Source organism: Sporosarcina sp. AD_1, assembly GCF_057373025.1.
In genome coordinates this window covers 14026-31078 of the sequence record NZ_JBPVIR010000002.1, presented here as the reverse complement: position 1 = coordinate 31078, position 17053 = coordinate 14026, and the positions used below count along the sequence as shown (strand labels likewise).

At 44.8% G+C, this 17053-nt stretch carries 19 protein-coding genes; 4 read left to right on the top strand and 15 right to left on the bottom strand.

Features of this window, described 5'->3' with window-relative positions; genetic code table 11:
- Window positions 1-19: 19 nt before the first annotated feature.
- The 10 genes from mraZ to ACSW3C_RS03335 form a co-directional block, all read right to left on the bottom strand.
- Window positions 20-451 carry a division/cell wall cluster transcriptional repressor MraZ gene (gene mraZ, locus ACSW3C_RS03380; protein ID WP_238084259.1) on the bottom strand — a complete coding sequence of 144 codons (432 nt, stop codon included), beginning with the start codon at window positions 449-451 and terminating at the stop codon, window positions 20-22.
- A 400-nt stretch (window positions 452-851) separates the two neighbouring features.
- Complete coding sequence (gene bshC / locus ACSW3C_RS03375) at window positions 852-2468, bottom strand: bacillithiol biosynthesis cysteine-adding enzyme BshC (RefSeq protein WP_486560936.1); 1617 nt, start codon at window positions 2466-2468, stop codon at window positions 852-854.
- A gap of 96 nt (window positions 2469-2564) precedes the next feature.
- Window positions 2565-2954 (bottom strand): DUF3397 family protein, encoded by a 390-nt coding sequence (locus tag ACSW3C_RS03370; RefSeq protein ID WP_486560935.1) that lies wholly within the window; start codon window positions 2952-2954, stop codon window positions 2565-2567.
- Window positions 2942-3859, bottom strand: a complete 918-nt coding sequence (locus ACSW3C_RS03365) for a ketopantoate reductase family protein (RefSeq protein ID WP_486560934.1) — start codon at window positions 3857-3859, stop codon at window positions 2942-2944. Before ACSW3C_RS03365 ends, ACSW3C_RS03370 begins: the two co-directional genes overlap by 13 nt.
- A 73-nt stretch (window positions 3860-3932) precedes the next feature.
- Complete coding sequence (locus ACSW3C_RS03360) at window positions 3933-5483, bottom strand: acyl-CoA carboxylase subunit beta (protein WP_486560932.1); 1551 nt, start codon at window positions 5481-5483, stop codon at window positions 3933-3935.
- 34 nt (window positions 5484-5517) lie between these two features.
- A complete protein-coding gene (locus tag ACSW3C_RS03355; RefSeq protein WP_486560930.1) occupies window positions 5518-5733 on the bottom strand; it encodes a biotin/lipoyl-binding carrier protein in 216 nt (71 codons plus the stop codon).
- The gene (locus ACSW3C_RS03350; protein WP_486560928.1) at window positions 5730-7091 is read right to left on the bottom strand and encodes an acetyl-CoA carboxylase biotin carboxylase subunit; all 1362 of its coding nucleotides are present in this window, start codon (window positions 7089-7091) and stop codon (window positions 5730-5732) included. Before ACSW3C_RS03350 ends, ACSW3C_RS03355 begins: the two co-directional genes overlap by 4 nt.
- A gap of 118 nt (window positions 7092-7209) precedes the next feature.
- Window positions 7210-7971, bottom strand: coding sequence for an enoyl-CoA hydratase/isomerase family protein (locus ACSW3C_RS03345; protein WP_486560926.1), 762 nt, complete (start codon window positions 7969-7971; stop codon window positions 7210-7212).
- A gap of 130 nt (window positions 7972-8101) precedes the next feature.
- A complete protein-coding gene (gene rpmF, locus ACSW3C_RS03340; protein WP_184206909.1) occupies window positions 8102-8275 on the bottom strand; it encodes a 50S ribosomal protein L32 in 174 nt (57 codons plus the stop codon).
- Window positions 8276-8298: 23 nt separating this feature from the next.
- The gene (locus ACSW3C_RS03335; RefSeq protein ID WP_238084276.1) at window positions 8299-8832 is read right to left on the bottom strand and encodes a YceD family protein; all 534 of its coding nucleotides are present in this window, start codon (window positions 8830-8832) and stop codon (window positions 8299-8301) included.
- A 118-nt stretch (window positions 8833-8950) separates the two neighbouring features.
- Here ACSW3C_RS03335 and ACSW3C_RS03330 point away from each other — a divergent pair, with 118 nt between their 5' ends.
- The gene (locus ACSW3C_RS03330) at window positions 8951-10177 is read left to right on the top strand and encodes a nucleotidyltransferase (RefSeq protein ID WP_486560924.1); all 1227 of its coding nucleotides are present in this window, start codon (window positions 8951-8953) and stop codon (window positions 10175-10177) included.
- Here the strand turns inward: ACSW3C_RS03330 and ACSW3C_RS03325 are convergent, their stop codons facing one another.
- The gene (locus ACSW3C_RS03325) at window positions 10178-11224 is read right to left on the bottom strand and encodes a SepM family pheromone-processing serine protease (protein WP_486560922.1); all 1047 of its coding nucleotides are present in this window, start codon (window positions 11222-11224) and stop codon (window positions 10178-10180) included.
- A 244-nt stretch (window positions 11225-11468) separates the two neighbouring features.
- On the opposite strand from ACSW3C_RS03325, the gene ACSW3C_RS03320 reads away from it, so the two are divergent.
- Window positions 11469-12356, top strand: a complete 888-nt coding sequence (locus ACSW3C_RS03320; protein ID WP_486560920.1) for a hypothetical protein — start codon at window positions 11469-11471, stop codon at window positions 12354-12356.
- 64 nt (window positions 12357-12420) lie between these two features.
- Here ACSW3C_RS03320 and coaD read toward each other — a convergent pair whose 3' ends face one another.
- The 3 genes from coaD to ACSW3C_RS03305 are packed head-to-tail and all read right to left on the bottom strand — an operon-like array spanning window position 12421 to window position 14879.
- A complete protein-coding gene (gene coaD / locus ACSW3C_RS03315; protein WP_486560918.1) occupies window positions 12421-12903 on the bottom strand; it encodes a pantetheine-phosphate adenylyltransferase in 483 nt (160 codons plus the stop codon).
- A 9-nt stretch (window positions 12904-12912) separates the two neighbouring features.
- On the bottom strand, window positions 12913-13461 hold the full coding sequence (rsmD, locus tag ACSW3C_RS03310; RefSeq protein WP_486560916.1) for a 16S rRNA (guanine(966)-N(2))-methyltransferase RsmD: 549 nt from the start codon (window positions 13459-13461) through the stop codon (window positions 12913-12915).
- A complete protein-coding gene (locus tag ACSW3C_RS03305; protein WP_486560915.1) occupies window positions 13458-14879 on the bottom strand; it encodes a stalk domain-containing protein in 1422 nt (473 codons plus the stop codon). The genes rsmD and ACSW3C_RS03305 overlap by 4 nt, the downstream gene beginning before the upstream one ends.
- 92 nt (window positions 14880-14971) lie before the next feature.
- On the opposite strand from ACSW3C_RS03305, the gene ACSW3C_RS03300 reads away from it, so the two are divergent.
- A complete protein-coding gene (locus tag ACSW3C_RS03300) occupies window positions 14972-15364 on the top strand; it encodes a DUF7147 family protein (protein WP_486560913.1) in 393 nt (130 codons plus the stop codon).
- A 3-nt stretch (window positions 15365-15367) separates the two neighbouring features.
- Here ACSW3C_RS03300 and ACSW3C_RS03295 read toward each other — a convergent pair whose 3' ends face one another.
- Window positions 15368-15640 (bottom strand): YlbG family protein, encoded by a 273-nt coding sequence (locus tag ACSW3C_RS03295; protein ID WP_486560911.1) that lies wholly within the window; start codon window positions 15638-15640, stop codon window positions 15368-15370.
- A 138-nt stretch (window positions 15641-15778) separates the two neighbouring features.
- On the opposite strand from ACSW3C_RS03295, the gene ACSW3C_RS03290 reads away from it, so the two are divergent.
- Window positions 15779-16687 carry a glycerophosphodiester phosphodiesterase family protein gene (locus ACSW3C_RS03290; protein WP_486560910.1) on the top strand — a complete coding sequence of 303 codons (909 nt, stop codon included), beginning with the start codon at window positions 15779-15781 and terminating at the stop codon, window positions 16685-16687.
- Window positions 16688-17053: the final 366 nt, after the last annotated feature.

Genomic DNA, 17053 nt, shown 5'->3' with positions numbered 1-17053 from the left:
GCTTCCAACATCGGTATTGTTAAAAGTCAAAGTCGATGATGTTCTCCGCTATTTCATTAAATGACTGTTCAGATTCATCGTAATAGGAATCCCAAAGTGATTTTGACCAAATTTCAATCCGGCTGGAAACCCCGATGACCACACAGTCCTTTTCAATCTTTGAATAGTTGAGCAACGATGATGGAATATTGACCCGGCCCTGCTTGTCTATCTCGACTTCAGTGGCACCTGAGAAGAAAAATCTTGCGAATGCTCGCGCATCTTTTTTCGTTACGGGCAACGCTTTCAACTTCTCCTCCAGTCGCTTCCATTCATCCATAGGGTAACCGAAGAGACAATTATCCAATCCACGGGTCAACACAAAACCGTCCGCCAAATGTTCCCTGAATTTAGAAGGGACAATCAGCCGGCCTTTTGTATCGACAGTATGTTGATATTCACCCATGAACATACTCTTCACCCCACTATATGAATTTAATGTACCACATCCCTCCACATTCCTCCACCCATATTCCTCTTTCCTATGAAAATGTGTCAATAGTACTTGTTTCATTGAGATTTTTACATAAACCAACAATGTCAGGGAAGACAATTTTCATAAATGAACATAAAAAAACCTCTTGGCATATACCAAGAGGTAAGGACATTCTCAAAGGCAAATTATTATTTGCAGCACCCGAATAATACATATTGCATAAAAAATCGATACATATTTAAGGCGATCGTTTTACAGAGCCATCTGCGCAAAGCTAAAACGGCTTTACGAGTGTAAGCAATTGCTCAGCTAGCAATAGAAGCTGTCACCTGTTATTGCTACATACGCAGCAGTCAATCCCAAATCAATCTCTTTCTTATAAATAGACGAGATAATGTTGCCCATTGAGTTCAAATGGCATTTTGAGTAGATCTTGTATTAGAGACGGTCCGTAATTGTTCATAAACATATACGGGGTGTACACCCTTTCCTGCAGCGAGCCGCCAGGATACAACTCGCCTCCCAAGATGAGATATTGGCGCAATGCCTGGTCGTCTTTCAAAAGGATGGACTCTTGTGATTTTCTTCTGACAAAGTCCAACTGTTTTTTATGGAACGTTATGTTTTTCAGCAGGATTTGCTTCATGCCTTCATCTTCTGCATCTAACGTCAGCGCCATTTCCTCGTATTGCTTTTCGAGCAATGCTTCCGTTTCATTTAATACGCTGTCCAGCCGTTCGTTTCGCAAGGAAGAAACATAGTCCTCATAAGCTGGCTGGAGACGGCCGCCCACTACATCATTAAATGAAAGGGAGGTTTTTGTCATCGCTTTGGCAGCTTGAGGGGAAACAAGTGTCATTGAAATTCTCGGCACAAACAGCGGCATCCGGATTCCCATATGGTGGAATGCCTCTTTTAATAATGCCCAATAAGATAGCTCCCCTGGCCCGCCGACAAACGACAGGACCGGAAAAACAAGATCTTGCATGATGGGTCTTGTTGCAACATTATTGCTTAGTAATTCCGGCTTCTCTTTTGCAATGTCTACCAGTTCCGCTTTTGTGAAACGGACACCGGTCTGGCGATTGACGAAATCACCCGCCTCTCTCGTGAGAAGAATGCGCCCTGTTTCATGTATATAAAAAAGATTGGCAGCGTCCTTTTCCGCAAAAATGGGATGGCCCAAACCAGCTTCGGAAAACATCGATTCTTGTTGAACTATTAATTCTGCCAGCTGCTCGGACTCTTCGATCAACCGAATAAAATAATCGGATTCCAATTTCCGCAGTCTTTCAAAAGCCGAATCGATAAATAACAAGCCTTCTTCCTTGAACATTCCATTCATAAGCCGGACGAAGAAGGTGGTAAATGTTGATTCAGACTCAACTGCCGAAAGCACTTCCGCCAATAATGGCTTCGTATACTCGGCCTCCCCGTACTTGGAAAAGATACTTTGAACATACTGTCTCATCGACTCTTTATCATATTCCGCATCTGAAGCCATCCATTTAAAAATAAACTTTTCCTCATATTGCTGTTTTACCGCCTGGCCCCGGCTATGAGTGTAGACATGATTGATTTCATTCAAATCATGATCTTCCCCAGCAATCCAAAATACAGGAACGACAGGGATTCCCAGTTGTTCTCTTTGCTTTTTAGCCAGCAAAATGACGGTTATTGCCTTATGGACTGAATAGAGCGGACCCGTCAAGATTCCGGCCTGCTGGCCTCCCACTACAGCAACTGCATCGGATGCCAGTTCACGGAGATGGAGGTCCGCCTGTTGTGAAATGCCAAACGGTCCCATAAAGGAACGGATTACCTCGGAAAGTTCATTCCTTTTGAATGTCCTCTCTGCCAATTCCTGCGCACGGTCTCGGAAAGACGCCTCATTAAGTTCGTAATCAAAAAATGTATGTATGAATTGCTGATCATGATAATACGCCTCGATTACTTTGTTTGTAATCGGCAGTGACTGTGTTTCAAGTTCCATCATTCATGCCCCTTTTTTCTTCGTATGCACAGAGTATAACATTACAACCCGCTTGTTAAAAAACTTACGCACTGAAAGTCTTGAATTCAGGGCAAATCATTTTAAATGACTGATAATATTCAGTACTAACCCTATGATGAGAAGCAACGCATATGTAATGACAAGCAATAGGAAAAATAACCGCCAGATCTTTTTCAGCAAGTGCATGATTTCAAACTCTTTCACTCTCAGCCTCTCGATCACGGCATAGCAGATTGCGATGATGATAGCGATGACGACTACATAAATGCCTGCATGAGATCCAAAGATGGAATCTGAAACAATATAGACAGCCAGGAAGAGGAATGGCGTTGTAATATCGGCCGCTTGCCCAAACGATTTCCGTGAAGCTCTTCCTGTTTGGCGGACAAATAAAAGATAAAGCAACGTAACGATAAATGGAAATAAAATAAGAATGCCGATGACAATTGAAATTAATCCGCCCATGACCACTTGAGACCTCCCGCTCCGTCCATTGCTACTAATAGTTTCTCAAAAATCGACAACATTGGCAATGCACCGCCGCGAGCCTCGGCTTTTCTAATGAGCGCACCGACTATCGCATCAATCTCCATCCGATTGCCTCGCATGCGATCCGTTAACATAGAAGATGTATTGGATGCGGTTCTCAGACAAATTTCTGCAGCCTGGTCATATGGCAGATCCGTTTTCATTTCAGGAAATACATCCATGATCTCATCGTATAACTGGTCAAACAGTTCCTTGCTATGTCGATTACGCAGCAATTCACCATTCTTCTGCAGCAAGATGGCTGTTAATGGATTTATCAAGCAATTGACAATGACCTTACGAAGCAGCAGTTTTTCCGCATTCGGATGAAATTCAACGGGAAACACTTCAGATTGGAGCGTTTCAAACCAACGAAAATCAGTTTCGATACCTCTGCCCACAGCAATTTTGGTGAATCCGATGCCATGATGGGCCACCATGTTATCACCTAATCTTTCCGCCCCATGTTCAACTGTCGCAAATGCCATGCTTCTAGAGGTTGCGTCCAGGTTCATCGCCATTTCATAATGACTCAGTCCGTTCTGAATGAACAGCAGTGGATTAGGAAGACTCCTCAGTTTATTGACGACCTCGGTAATCCCTCCCGTTTTTACCGCAACAATTATGAATGCATCTTCCGGAATGTCGGCTTCATTAAGGATGACCTTCACTTCTTGTCTGGAAACTTCCAGCCCGTTTCTATACCGAACTAATCCTTCCTTTACTAAACGTTCCGCCTGTTCTGCACGCCTGACAAGAAACGTAACGCGGTGGCCTTTTTCAGCCAAGAAGGAGCCGAACAGCAGTCCGATGGAACCTGCCCCTGCGATAACAACATCCATTTTGCCATCCTCCTTTACTCGAAAAGGCCCCCCTTGGCAATCAGGCGGACCTTTTCTGTCGTACATATTTTGATTATACAGGATATACAGGGTGTTTTTTAGGCGGTAACGGAATATTCTTAGTTGAATAATAGCGGAACCGTTCTGCGAGAACCATCCGTAAATCAGAGGGAGCGATAATTTCATCAATAATCATTTCTGATGCCATCTTATAAATGTCGATTTCGGCTTTATACTCCTTATGTTTCTCTTGAACAAACGCCATTCTCTCTTTCGGATCTTCGATAGCTTCGATTTTATTGGAATACACAGCATTGACAGCTGCTTCCGGTCCCATGACCGCGATTTGAGCTGTCGGCAGTGCTATGCAGACATCCGGCTCGAATGCAGGCCCTGCCATTGCATAAAGTCCGGCTCCGTATGCTTTTCGGACAATAACTGAAATTTTAGGGACAGTTGCTGAACTCATTGCCATAATCAGCTTAGCCCCATGACGAATGATTCCGTCACGTTCTACTTTCGTCCCGATCATGAATCCAGGGACGTCAGCAAGAAAGACAAGCGGTATCGAAAACGCATCACACAGATTGATGAATTTTGCCGCTTTATCCGCAGAATCAACAAAAAGTACGCCGCCTTTCACTTTCGGCTGGTTTGCAATAATCCCCACGGGCTGTCCTTCAATCCTGGCAAGCCCTGTAATGATTTCTGGCGCAAAACGTTTTTTAATATCAAAAAAACTGCCCTTGTCTATAATGGCATCGATCGCCTCATACATATCAAACGGCGCATTCTGATTTTCCGGAATGATTTCTTCAAGCGTCCGTCCTGCCTTCGCTTCTACCTTTTCCCTGACAGGCGGGTCCATTGTGTAATTTGCAGGGAAGTACGCCAAGTAGCGCCTTGCTTCGGCAATCGCTTCGTGTTCATTAGCAGCCAAGACATCCCCACACCCGCTAACTGTACAATGCATTCTCGCGCCACCCATTTCCTCAAGCGTCACTTTTTCCCCAATTACTTTTTCAGCCATTCGCGGAGAGCCCAAATACATTGAAGCATTTTTGTCTACCATAATGACAATATCGCAAAACGCAGGGATGTAGGCGCCGCCAGCTGCCGATGGTCCGAACAAAATACAAATCTGTGGAATGAACCCTGATAATCTAACTTGGTTATGGAAAATACGTCCAGCACCACGGCGATTCGGAAACATATCCAGCTGATCGGTGATTCTTGCCCCTGCTGAGTCCACCAAGTAAAGCATCGGCACCCGGTTCTTTTCTGCAATTTCTTGAATGCGAATAATCTTTTCGACTGTCCGGGATCCCCACGACCCGGCCTTTACAGTGGAATCATTCGCCATCACACATACAGTTTGCCCATTCACTTTCCCCATCGCAGTGACCACGCCATCCGCCGGCAAATCAGATGCTTCGCAATTGGCAAACCGTCCATCTTCCATATACTCTCCGTCATCGAATAATAATTCCAGCCGGTCTCTGACGAATAACTTGTTCTGCTCTTTTAGCTTTTCGTGATATTTTGAATGGCCGCCTTGAAAGATCGTTTGCAGTTTCTCTTGCAATTTCTCGTTATATGCCGGCCCCTCTGTTGTCTTCGTCATGAATCATTACCCCTTCCGTCAAACCTTTTCCTCTTTACGCTTCCACAGTTGCCAAGACATCCTCTTCATTAACAAAATCCCCGACATTCACGTTAATGGAAGCCACCTTGCCAGCAGTCTCCGTTTCCACAGGAATCTCCATTTTCATTGATTCCAGAACAACTATGACCTGACCTGCTTCTACTTCATCTCCGACTGACACATTAACTGTAAAAACAGTTCCTGCCATTGCCGCTTTCACTTCTGTCATTTCGCCAACTCCCCTTTATGCGTTTTCAGCCAATCAGCCAAAACTTTCGTATGATAATCCCCTTGTTTGAATTCCTCTGAGTCGATAAATTCCTTAAATAGAGGCAAATTCGTTTTCAGCCCCTCGATACCAACTTGTGAAAAAAACGTCTTCGATCGCTCCATCGCTTTTTCCCGATTTTCTGCTTGAATGATTACTTTCGCAATCATCGGGTCATAGAAAGGCGTCACTTGATCCCCTTCCTGATACCCGGCATCAATCCGGACTCCATCTGCATTACCCCAATCCAGCTTTTGCAGCGAGCCGGGAGATGGCATGAATGTGTGAGGATCTTCCGCATACAGTCGAAATTCCATAGCATGGCCGGTAGTTTCTATATCGTGCTGCTCAGTTATCGGCAACGGATTTCCTTTTGCCACCTCAAGCTGCCACTCGACAAGATCCAGTCCAGTCACCTCTTCCGTGATCGGATGCTCCACTTGCAGGCGGGTATTCATTTCTAAGAAATAAAAGCTGTCATCTTCCCCGACAATGAATTCCACTGTCCCTGCGTTTTTATAATGAACCGCTTTCGCCGCTTCCACAGCAGAAGCCAGCAGTCTCTCCCTGACATCTTCAGATAAGCAAGGAGACGGTGATTCCTCAATAACTTTTTGATTCCTTCTCTGAACCGAACAGTTTCGTTCATAAAGATGGACGATATTGCCTTGGTGGTCACCGAAAATTTGGACTTCTATATGACGCGCGTTTTCAATATATTTTTCAAGAAATACGACATCATCACCAAAATAAGCTTTCGCACGATTTTTCACGGTTTGGAATTGTTGACTGAGCGCTTGCTCATTTTGACAAAGCACCATACCGATTCCTCCACCGCCGCTGCTCGCTTTCAGCATGACGGGATAACCGATGTTCTCTGCTTCCTGCAACGCATCTTCGAGAGTCGCCACACCATCGTCTGTCCCCGGTACAACCGGAACCCCGGCAGCCTGCATCGTCTTGCGTGATTCGATCTTATCTCCCATCCGTTCGATCGTCTCTTCATCAGGACCGATGAAGACTAACCCGGCTTCCCGGACTTTCCTGGCAAATTCTGCATTCTCGGATAAAAAGCCGTAGCCAGGATGAACTGCTTGTGCACCGCTCGTTTTCGCTACTCCGATAATTTCATCCGCTTTTAAGTACGATTGTTGAACAGGCGGAGGACCAATCGGAAACGCCTCGTCCGCCTCTTTAACAAAGAGAGCTTCTTTGTCGGCTTCCGAGTAGACGGCAACTGTCGAAATGCCGAGCTTTTTGCATGTTTTTACGATTCTGAGTGCAATTTCCCCACGATTTGCAATCAATATTTTATCCAACGTCATACCCCCATCCAGTGAGTTGATCATCTCTCCCCCTTTCAGTGTAAACTATCAATGTAACCGTTTTCAACTATTTGACTACTAAATTATTCTGCAAATTCAAAGACTGCTTGTTTTATTGCTTCCTTCCAAGAAATCTGGCGACCGCCTCGTGGTGTGCATCGCTTTCCCATAGTCGTGCGCATTGTTCCGCTTCCTCCAGCATCCTTTGCTTCACTGCCTTCCCTTCCCACGAACGAATCAGTAGTGATTTATACGCTCTGTGAACGGAAGGATGAATTAAAACCATTCTTTTCAGGAATTGCTCAAGCGCCTGCTCCTTGTCCCCAGCGTATAGTTCAGTTGCCCACCCAATGTCCACTAGACGGGATGCCTCTAAAATGGAAGCTTCACTTATAAACCGGAGGATGACATCGTGCCTGGCCATTTTCTCGATCAGCTGAGTAGCTCCGCCCCAACCGCTTGTGATGGCAAGCGTCCCTTGAATGAAGCCTGCTTTAGCATTGTTAGACACAAGACGGTAATCGCAGGCCGACGCAATTTCACATCCTCCGCCAACAGCAGCGCCATTGACAAGGGCAATAACAGGTACCGGCAATGTAGACAAACGATACAGGATTCCCGCCATCCTGCTCAACATCGGATAAGCATCTTCTGCCGTTCTCAACTGATGAAATTCCGAAAGATCACCGCCAGAGCAAAATGCTTTTTCCCCACTTCCTGTAATGACCGCAAACGAGATACTTTGGTTCTTTTCCACTTCCGCAACGAAGCTTTCCAGCCCTTTCATCACGTTGGAATTAATAGCATTCCGCATTTCCGGCCGATTGATCGTAAACATTGCGGTCTGATCAGTGAACTCTATTAGATAATCCATCCCAGCCATCCCTTTCTAATCCGTATTTGAATAGAAAAAAGCCACCGGAGCCATGGTCTCTCGGTGGCCTTCCGCCCGCCCTGGACGAGGAATCGTCTATCGGGGAGGGCAATTTGCAAGCGAATCTTGATTATTCACCTACAACTTCTTTACCTTTGTAATGACCGCAAGATTTGCAAACGCGGTGTGCCAATTTCATTTCGCCACAGTTTTCACAAGTTGTCATGCCAGGTACTTGTAATTTGAAGTGTGTACGACGAAGTCTTTTCTTTGTTTTAGATGTTCTTCTCTTTGGTACTGCCATCGGGGGCACCTCCTTATGATCGCCTAGTCTTTGTCGGAATCAAAAAATTTAGCCAATCCTGCAAGTCTCGGATCCACTTTCGATTCCTTTTCTTTCTGGAGCTGTTCATTGTATTGTTCATCCGTAGTATAGGACCAACCCTTCCCCTCTGCCGTTTTCATCTCTTCAGCTGTATCGCCGAATATTTGAAGCGGCACTTCAAGAAGAACAAGTTCCTCCAAAATCGGGGTCGGATCGATCACTTCACCTACAACCGGATGAATGGAATCATCCGTTGCAAGGACAGCTTCATCCCAACTGAATTGCTCGTCCGACTCGACTGTAAAAGGAAATTCGACATCTTCCCATGTCCTAGAACACGGAAGGATCATCTTCCCTTCTAACTTGAATCGGCAAGTCAATTTTTTTGAACCAATGGTGCAGCTACCAGTTACGTGAACAGGCGTAATATCCCTGATTTCAGGGTTCCGTTCTTTGACGGATTCAAGATTCACCGCTTCGTCAAGCGGCATGGAACCTTGCCTGTATTTCTGTAATTGATGAATGGACCATTTCATGTCTATCACCTCAAGACAACACTGTTGATTATAATATGCATAAAAAGGGATGTCAAGATTTTTTCTTGTCACTCCTATTGCTACAAAGGTATAATCTATCTAACATTATACCGAAAGGATGGTCACTTTGAAAGCTACAGGAATAGTGGTGGAATATAATCCGTTTCATAACGGGCATCTTCATCATGTCCAGGAAGCAAAAAAGCGGACCGGTGCGGATGTAATGATCGCTGTGATGAGCGGAAACTTCCTTCAGCGGGGCGAACCTGCTTTTGCCGATAAATGGACTCGTGCTCAAATGGCTTTACAGTCCGGCGTCGATCTTGTCTTTGAATTGCCTTATCGCTTTGCTACTGCAAATGCGCCCATTTTTGCTAGAGGGGCGATCGAAATATTGGATGCAGCCCATTGCCATGCTTATTGTTTCGGAAGTGAGGATGGCACGATCCAGCCTTTCCTGGAAAGCCTGGATTTAATTGAACAGCACCGGGTCAGCTATGATGCAGCCGTCAAGGAAGCCATGTCTTCCGGGATGAGTTATCCGAAAGCCCTTAACGAGGCCTACAGGCACATACTTGAGGATGCCCTAAAAACAGATCCCCCGGTCGACCTGACGAAACCGAATAACATCCTAGGTTATCATTATATGGAGGCGGCGAAGGAAATCCATTCATCTATGACTCCTGTTACCATTCCCCGAATTGTCGCCCAGTATCATGATGATGCTGTTGCCGGAAACGCCATAGCGAGCGCTACAGGCATCCGCAAAACGTTTTTCACAAGCGGCGCCTTGGAAGAAGTATCCGGCTTTCTTCCCGCAGCATCGGAGCGTTTATTGCAAAAATGGCAGCAAGAGCGGGAGGCTTTCGGGAGCTGGGAACATTTCTATCCTTATTTGCGGCTAATCATTGTCCGAGAAGGACCTTCCCGGCTCACTTCCATTGCTGATATTGTAGAGGGTATAGAGAACTCGATCTATAAAGCCGCTTTGTCGAATCAAACATTTAGCGGTTTCATGGAACAAGTTAAGTCAAAGCGTTACACGTGGACACGCATCCAGCGGATGATCACACACATTCTTACAGGCTTCACCACAAGTATGCAGGAAGAAATACCCCACGCTTCATATTTGCGGTTGCTCGGCATGACAGCAAATGGAAGAGACTACTTAAACCGTACCAAAAAGGAATTGAAACTCCCATTAGTCAGCAAAGCAGCCTCTTTTAAGGATCCTTCCTTAACCGCTGATATTCGGGCATCTGATATTTATGCATTAGCTATCACACAAGATCAAGGGAGTGCGACGCTGGGGACGGATTACCTCAACCGTCCTCTTATCCTCTAATCATTTGGGCTCTAAATTCATCAAGTAATCGAGAGCATCATCCACTGTCTTGACAGGCACGATTTTCATTTTCGTGCCTATTTTTTTCGCCGCTGCAACGGCTTCTTCATAGTTTGTTTTGATTCCCGGGTTGGCACTTCTTACTTCCTCTGAAAGTTCATCATCCGGAGCAAAAAAGATTTCGATTCCATCTTTGGACGCAGCCATCACTTTGAACTCCGCTCCCCCAATCCTACCGACTGTTCCATCTGCGAGCATTTCGCCAGTTCCGGCGATTTGATGGCCTTTTGTCAAATCTTCATCTGTCAATTGGTTCATGATTTCCAGTGTAAACATTAGTCCTGCAGATGGGCCGCCAATTTCTCCCGTACTGAATTTCACTTCCGGTTTAGTCGTCAACAGACGATCTTCCTGGAATTGAATCCCCAAACCGACTTTACCTTCCGCTTTTGGTATCTCTTTCAATACAACTGTAACATTGAGGCGTTTATCGCCTCTCTCAATAGAAAGATCCACCTTGTCGCCTTCTTTTTTTTCAGAAATGACAGAAGCAAATTGACCAGATTCAGTCAGTTCCTTGCCGTCAACAGATCGAATTTTATCCCCGACCTCCAAAATATTATCTGCAGCACTGCCTGGAAGAACCATGACAACGAAGACACCATCAAATTGAATATCGACAGGCAGGCCGGTACGGTCAAAAGCAACTGTAATCGCATTAAATTGTGAATCGGACATCAATTTTCTTTGCCGGATATTATACTCCTTGTCATTTTCCCCTTCTCTCCGAACTTTTTGGACGGGCATAATTTTACGTTCGTCGGAGAATTTGGAAAAGGCGTATGATAGCGGGGTTGCTTTCGCAATGGAGATTGTCATCAAATTAAATGTCCCGCTTTCATGATCATTGCCTCCAGCCACTTCTACAAGTGGTGCAAGGTCATATGCACCTCCTGGCTTCGAAATATATGAGTCCAACGGGTAAAAAAACAAGAATATTAATACGACAACGATTACGCCGTACAATCCCAGCTTTCTCATCTTCATAAAAGCACACCTCCATTAATAGCCTGTTCCATTCACACATATATATAAGTGGTTCCTGTAAATCAGGAAGTTATATTCATGGCAAAGAACATTCGGCAAAGCAATTTAACTCTCTCCATATTATCCCACACGCACTGTTTCGTATAGCATTTTGCCAATTTCTTAAGACGCTATCGAAGGTGCAAATTTATTCGAAAGGAGCAGCTTCCAATGACTAGTATCCTCTTACGCGCCCATCCGATACATGATTAACATCATCATTATATGGGGATTGATCCTGCTGTTCATTTTCCAGCCTGGAACGGCCCATGACGGTGCAGAAGCTGGCGCCTATCTTTTTGTAAATGCGCTATTGCCTTATTTACTCCCGTACATCATTTTGACACAATGGCTATTAAAGACACCTTCTGCTGGGAATCGGCCAAAAAGTTGGAAAAGCTATCTGAAGGCTTACGTTCTCGGCTCTTTCGGCGGGTTTCCAGTCGGCGCGGTCACGGTCACGGAAATGTATAAAAACAGAGAGCTTTCAAAAAAAGAGAGCAGCTTACTGCTTGCCGCTTGCCATGCGCCAGGTCCAATGTTTATCATCGGCTTCGTCGGGACAGAGTTATTTGGCAACGTCCAGTCAGGCTGGAAATTGTTAGCCGCCATTCATATTGCAAATTTATTATTTTTTTTGCTGACTCTCTTCCTTTTGCGCGCGGAGGAGGGACAAGATGATCGAGAAATCCAAACGAAAACGAAAAGTTCAGGACCTTTGCTTGATGCGATAAAAGACAGCTCCTCTGTCATCATACTTGTAGCAACTACCGTCATATTCTTCTCCTCATTAGGTAATGTCATAACAACGACCGCCTCATCTGCGTTCACTGTGGATATCGGCATAGCGAAAACGATTGTTCTGTCCCTTTTCGAAATGACCTCCGGCGTCCAGTCCGCCACAGATCATTTTTATTCGATGAGTTTTTATCCCTTCATCATTGCAGCCATCATCTCTGTCAACGGATTGAGCATCCATATGCAAGTCTATGTCATTGCAAAGGCGGCCAATCTCTCATTGAAGCCGTATTTGCTCAGCCGGCTCTGGAGCGTGATAGCAGTCCCGCTCATTTTGTTTTTAATCTACACATAACAATGTTATACGATAAAAAAGGACGAGAGGATGCAAACACGCTCCTCCGTCCTTTTACCATTCGTTACTGATTGAATTTCTTTTTAAGTGCAGTCTCCACTTGAACCGGAACAAGGGCGGAAATATCCCCGCCGTACTGGGCAACTTCCTTGACGATGCTAGAGCTGAGGAACGAATAATTATTCTTCGTCATGACGAAAAACGTCTCAATGCTTTCATCCAACATTCTGTTCATCGATGTGATCTGCATTTCATATTCGAAGTCGGATACGGCCCGCAAACCGCGAACGATCACTGAGGCGCCCACCTTCCTGGCATAATTGATGAGAAGCCCGGAAGACGATTCGACCACCACATTCGAATGGGCGGATGTAACTTCCCGAATGAGTTGTATTCGTTCTTCCACCGTAAACAACGGATTCTTCGAGGAATTATTCATTACTGCCACCCTGACTTCAGGAAAAACTTTTGCCGCTTTCTCAATAATATCGAGATGGCCGTTCGTAATCGGATCGAAACTTCCTGGGACCACTGCTATTTTTGTCATGTTGAAACCTCATTTCCTATAGATCGAAATCGCACTGCTGCCATAGACCACATGCTTCACTCTAGAAAAATCACCATACGACTCAGGCAGCTCCATTTTCTTGTCATGTTCACAGACGATAATCGCTTCGGGTGCCATCAGCTCCAGATCGATAAAATCATTGACTAAGCCGTAAAACTCCGTTTTTGCATAAGGAGGATCAACAAACAGCAGATCTGCTTGTACATCCATCGTCTTCAATTTTTTTGCAGCATTGCGTGCATCCGTGCGGAAAATGGCCAACTCATCTACAAATCGGCATTTTCCAGCATTTTCTTTAATAATGGCACAGGCTTTTGCATTTCGCTCAAACACATAAGCTTGATCCGCGCCTCTCGATAAAGCCTCCAAAGATAAAGATCCGCTGCCGCCAAAAAGTTCAACTGCCGTTCCACCATCAAAGTAAGGGCCGATCATGTTAAAGAGGGACTCCTTCACCTTATCTGTCGTAGGTCTTGTCGTATCACCCGGCAAAGCTTTTAATGGAATACCCCGCCGAGATCCCGAAACAATTCTCATTTATCGGTTTCCCCTTCCTTGCCCACTGCAGAGCTGATATCAATTGCGCCATCGGTCTTTTGGATTTTCAATGAAAAGATTCTTTTTATTGCATCTTCCTCAAAATAATAAGCGCCATTCATCTTTTTATATGGTTCCGTCCGCAAAGAGTATTTTCTTTCGTTCAACACATAGAAAGGATCCCGTAAAGAAAATCTGTATTTATTAGATTCGTTTGTGACATATATGGACTGCTGATTGGATTCCAGTGTGTATCCCAATTGACTGAACAGTTCTTTGCCCGAGTAAAATACTTGTCCGTCTTCCAATAAAACCGAGACGCCTTCCGCTTTTTCTCCGTTGATTTTCAATTCTCTAGGATCTTCAAAATAAAAACCATACTGTTCGTCTGCAGCATGTTCCAAAAATGTTGTCTTTAAGCCGCTGACTTCCCCGATAAGCTGATCCATTGTCTGAGGATCTAATTTTGAGGTGTTGCCTAATTTTTTGTTCAATTGCTCCAATTGAGTAGCTGACAGTTTTTCTGTGATTTTTTCATACGCTTTTTTGGCAGCACCATTCCCATATGGTTCGCCAATCAGTAAGGAAGCTGCGATGTTTGCCGTCATTCTTTCACTGCTTGCAATACCATAGCGTGCCATTACGCCATACTGGACTAACCGGCCTTCAAGAAGCTCTGTGTCGACTTGATCAGTTAACACCAGACGTCCTTTCATGAACGGCTTTTGATTCGCACCCACGACAACGGTCATATGAGGGGCGTCAACTTTTTTCAGCAACCCTTCCAATTGAGCCGCCTGTTCTTTATGAACACCATTTCCAAAGATTGAAATTTGTTCGCTTCGATATGCTTCCGGCAGCTCTTTGTTCTGCCAGTAAAGCAGGTCCGCTTTTCCACTGCCGTAGAACATTGTATATTCAATTCGGTTTAGTTTTTTCGTACCGATCCGATCCAATTCACTTATCCAGACACCGCCTGAATTTGTTTCATCCGTGACATGAAGCATAGTGGTCCCAACTGTCCCATTCCTCAACTTTGCGAATAATTCCTCATAGAGAATGGAAGAATCGGATGATTTAATCGGGATTTGATATGATATGGATTGTTCTGCAGCGTCCCCTTCCAAGATGGCGGTGACAGAATCATTCATCCGAGTGCAGGATGATTTGTCTTTTATGTAGCATGCTTCATTCTCACTAAGTTCAGGCCAGACAATTTCATATCTGCCATTTTCAAGCCCTTTGAAATGCTGCCTGATATACAGTCCATCGTTCCGCTGGGTCACTTCGATTTCCTGATCATACTTCGCGGTTTCTGAGCCTTTCCCTGAAGCGCCCTCCATTTGAGAGTAATGCATATACAATAATACGGCATTGATTAAAACGAGAAGGACTAGTGTCCTCATGATGATTTTCAACGATGGCACCTCATTACATGGAATGATAGGCACGAGGAATCATACATGTTATGATACCCGTACAACTAGTTTTTGAAAGGTAGTGTCTGTTCATGCTTCAGCAACGTTTTATCGAACTTGGTGAAGGCTTTTCCGACGTGTTTGAATTGATTGAACTGATGAATACAAATGCCCGGCGCCTCCATCGCACATTCATCTTTTCCGCCGCAACTGACAAAGGAAATGTCATCTCCCTAGCTGCCGCTTTCCATCCAGCTGGAGAGGGCCACTTCATGCCGATTTATATTTGCAGGGAAGGGATTTTGCAGAAGGGCGAGGAATTGCCGAAAAGGAGGCTGCTGTTCGAACAGGCATCCCAAGAGAATGGATGCGCTCCGATTCCAATTGATTTGCAGCACTCCACCGCCTTCGCCGAAGCTTCGCTCTATTATCAGTACATTATCGGCATCTTACGGCTGAACCATTTACTGCCGCCATTGCAGTAACGATCAAAGCCCAATTTTATAATCATATTCCTTCGCTTTGTCCGGTTTGGCATTTTCATATTCCGTTTTGACAAATGGGCGATAAGATGGCAGCACTTTTTTCACGGATGGCAACCGTTCAATTTTTCGGATGGTCGCTTCCACTTCATCTCGATCACAATACAGGACGACATATTTCATTCGACGTGAAATATAATGGACATGACCGTATTTTCGAAATGATTTTGCTTGCTTCAAGTGCTGAAGATACACAATGATTCCTTGTCGATCAATCATAAAATTTTCCCTCTTTTCCTACTCCATACGATACCATAGGTAGGAAAAGCACTGCAACTGAACATTGCTGACATCCCTATTCTTTTCGCCTATAATATAGGAAGGAGTAGCCGTTGAAATTTGGAAGGAGGTTAGGAAATGGGAAAGAAGACGACAATCGCATTAACAGTAGGAGCTGCCGGTGTAGCGGCATGGGCAGCATCCAAAGTCGTATCAAAACAAGTTCCACGCGAACCGAAAACCGCATTGGAATTCAATGAAACCGTCGTATTGGCCGCGCATGGCGGCTCTGTCGAAACACCAGAAAATACGATGGCCGCTTTCTCAAAATCTGCGGAAACCGGTGTGCATGGTTTTGCAATCGATATCCGGCTGACGAAAGACGAGGAAATCATCGTCTTCCAAGACGAAATGACCGATCGAACGACGGATTTTTCCGGAAAAGTAGCCGATTACACATGGGAAGAATTGAATCGTGCCGACGCGGGATATATGTTCCAAGACGAAGACGGAGCGTACGCATACCGAGGAAAAGGGGAAAAAATCTTACGCTTACAAGAGCTTCTCGCCGCATTTCCGCATCTCCTTTTTGTCATTACGATTAAAGACTCGCCTGACACATATGAAGGCAGCCTGATGCCATCCAAACTATGGCGTTTATTGGAAACGACCGGCGACCAGGATCGTGTAGCCGTCACAAGCCCGTTCGATGAGCAAACGGATCGCTTCAATCTCTATGCACAAAACAAAGTGGCCATTGGCGCAGGCAATGATGAACAAATGAAAGCATACACTTCATTCACAAGCCAATTCGGCCATTTATACAAACCGAACGCCGACCTTTTCTGCTTATCCAATAAGAAAGGCGTCTTCTCGTTACGGACAGAAGCATTCATCCAGTTTCTTAAAGGATTGAATATTAAAGTGTATTATAAAGGTGTAAATGACCCTGAACGAGCAGCTAAACTTATGACTGCCGGAGCATCCGGCTTCATAACAGACAACCCTTCTGCCATGATGAAATTGGTCCAATCAGCAGAACAATAGAATGGGGTAAAGTCTCATAGTGTAGCATTGGGTTATCCAGGTTCCTGATAACCTGATTGAAATGAAACAGAACCCATAGAGAAAAATAAATCAGCTGGAGCAGAACATTTCGTTCTCTTCCCGCTGATTTTTTCATTTAGTGGAAATCCTCTCGAATGTAGAACAACATAATTGGCTGGACATGCGAAGTCTTGAATGAGCTATAGTAACTGGTTGATATCATTTGAAGGTGATAATAGTGTGGTCATTTTCCTGAACAGCAGAAATTCAGGCTGGGCGACTATCAATCGAAGTGAACGCCAATATGTCAGGACGAACGCCAATAAATCAGGCTGTACCCCCTCCCCTTACCTTAAAAAAGACTAT

Coding starts and splice junctions, on each gene's coding strand:
- mraZ (WP_238084259.1), bottom strand. CDS start 451: ATGTTCATGGGTGAATATCAACATACTGTCGATACAAAAGGCCGGCTG.
- bshC (WP_486560936.1), bottom strand. CDS start 2,468: ATGGAACTTGAAACACAGTCACTGCCGATTACAAACAAAGTAATCGAG.
- ACSW3C_RS03370 (WP_486560935.1), bottom strand. CDS start 2,954: ATGGGCGGATTAATTTCAATTGTCATCGGCATTCTTATTTTATTTCCA.
- ACSW3C_RS03365 (WP_486560934.1), bottom strand. CDS start 3,859: ATGGATGTTGTTATCGCAGGGGCAGGTTCCATCGGACTGCTGTTCGGC.
- ACSW3C_RS03360 (WP_486560932.1), bottom strand. CDS start 5,483: ATGACGAAGACAACAGAGGGGCCGGCATATAACGAGAAATTGCAAGAG.
- ACSW3C_RS03355 (WP_486560930.1), bottom strand. CDS start 5,733: ATGACAGAAGTGAAAGCGGCAATGGCAGGAACTGTTTTTACAGTTAAT.
- ACSW3C_RS03345 (WP_486560926.1), bottom strand. CDS start 7,971: ATGGATTATCTAATAGAGTTCACTGATCAGACCGCAATGTTTACGATC.
- rpmF (WP_184206909.1), bottom strand. CDS start 8,275: ATGGCAGTACCAAAGAGAAGAACATCTAAAACAAAGAAAAGACTTCGT.
- ACSW3C_RS03335 (WP_238084276.1), bottom strand. CDS start 8,832: ATGAAATGGTCCATTCATCAATTACAGAAATACAGGCAAGGTTCCATG.
- ACSW3C_RS03330 (WP_486560924.1), top strand. CDS start 8,951: ATGGTCACTTTGAAAGCTACAGGAATAGTGGTGGAATATAATCCGTTT.
- ACSW3C_RS03325 (WP_486560922.1), bottom strand. CDS start 11,224: ATGAAGATGAGAAAGCTGGGATTGTACGGCGTAATCGTTGTCGTATTA.
- ACSW3C_RS03320 (WP_486560920.1), top strand. CDS start 11,469: ATGATTAACATCATCATTATATGGGGATTGATCCTGCTGTTCATTTTC.
- coaD (WP_486560918.1), bottom strand. CDS start 12,903: ATGACAAAAATAGCAGTGGTCCCAGGAAGTTTCGATCCGATTACGAAC.
- rsmD (WP_486560916.1), bottom strand. CDS start 13,461: ATGAGAATTGTTTCGGGATCTCGGCGGGGTATTCCATTAAAAGCTTTG.
- ACSW3C_RS03300 (WP_486560913.1), top strand. CDS start 14,972: ATGCTTCAGCAACGTTTTATCGAACTTGGTGAAGGCTTTTCCGACGTG.
- ACSW3C_RS03295 (WP_486560911.1), bottom strand. CDS start 15,640: ATGATTGATCGACAAGGAATCATTGTGTATCTTCAGCACTTGAAGCAA.
- ACSW3C_RS03290 (WP_486560910.1), top strand. CDS start 15,779: ATGGGAAAGAAGACGACAATCGCATTAACAGTAGGAGCTGCCGGTGTA.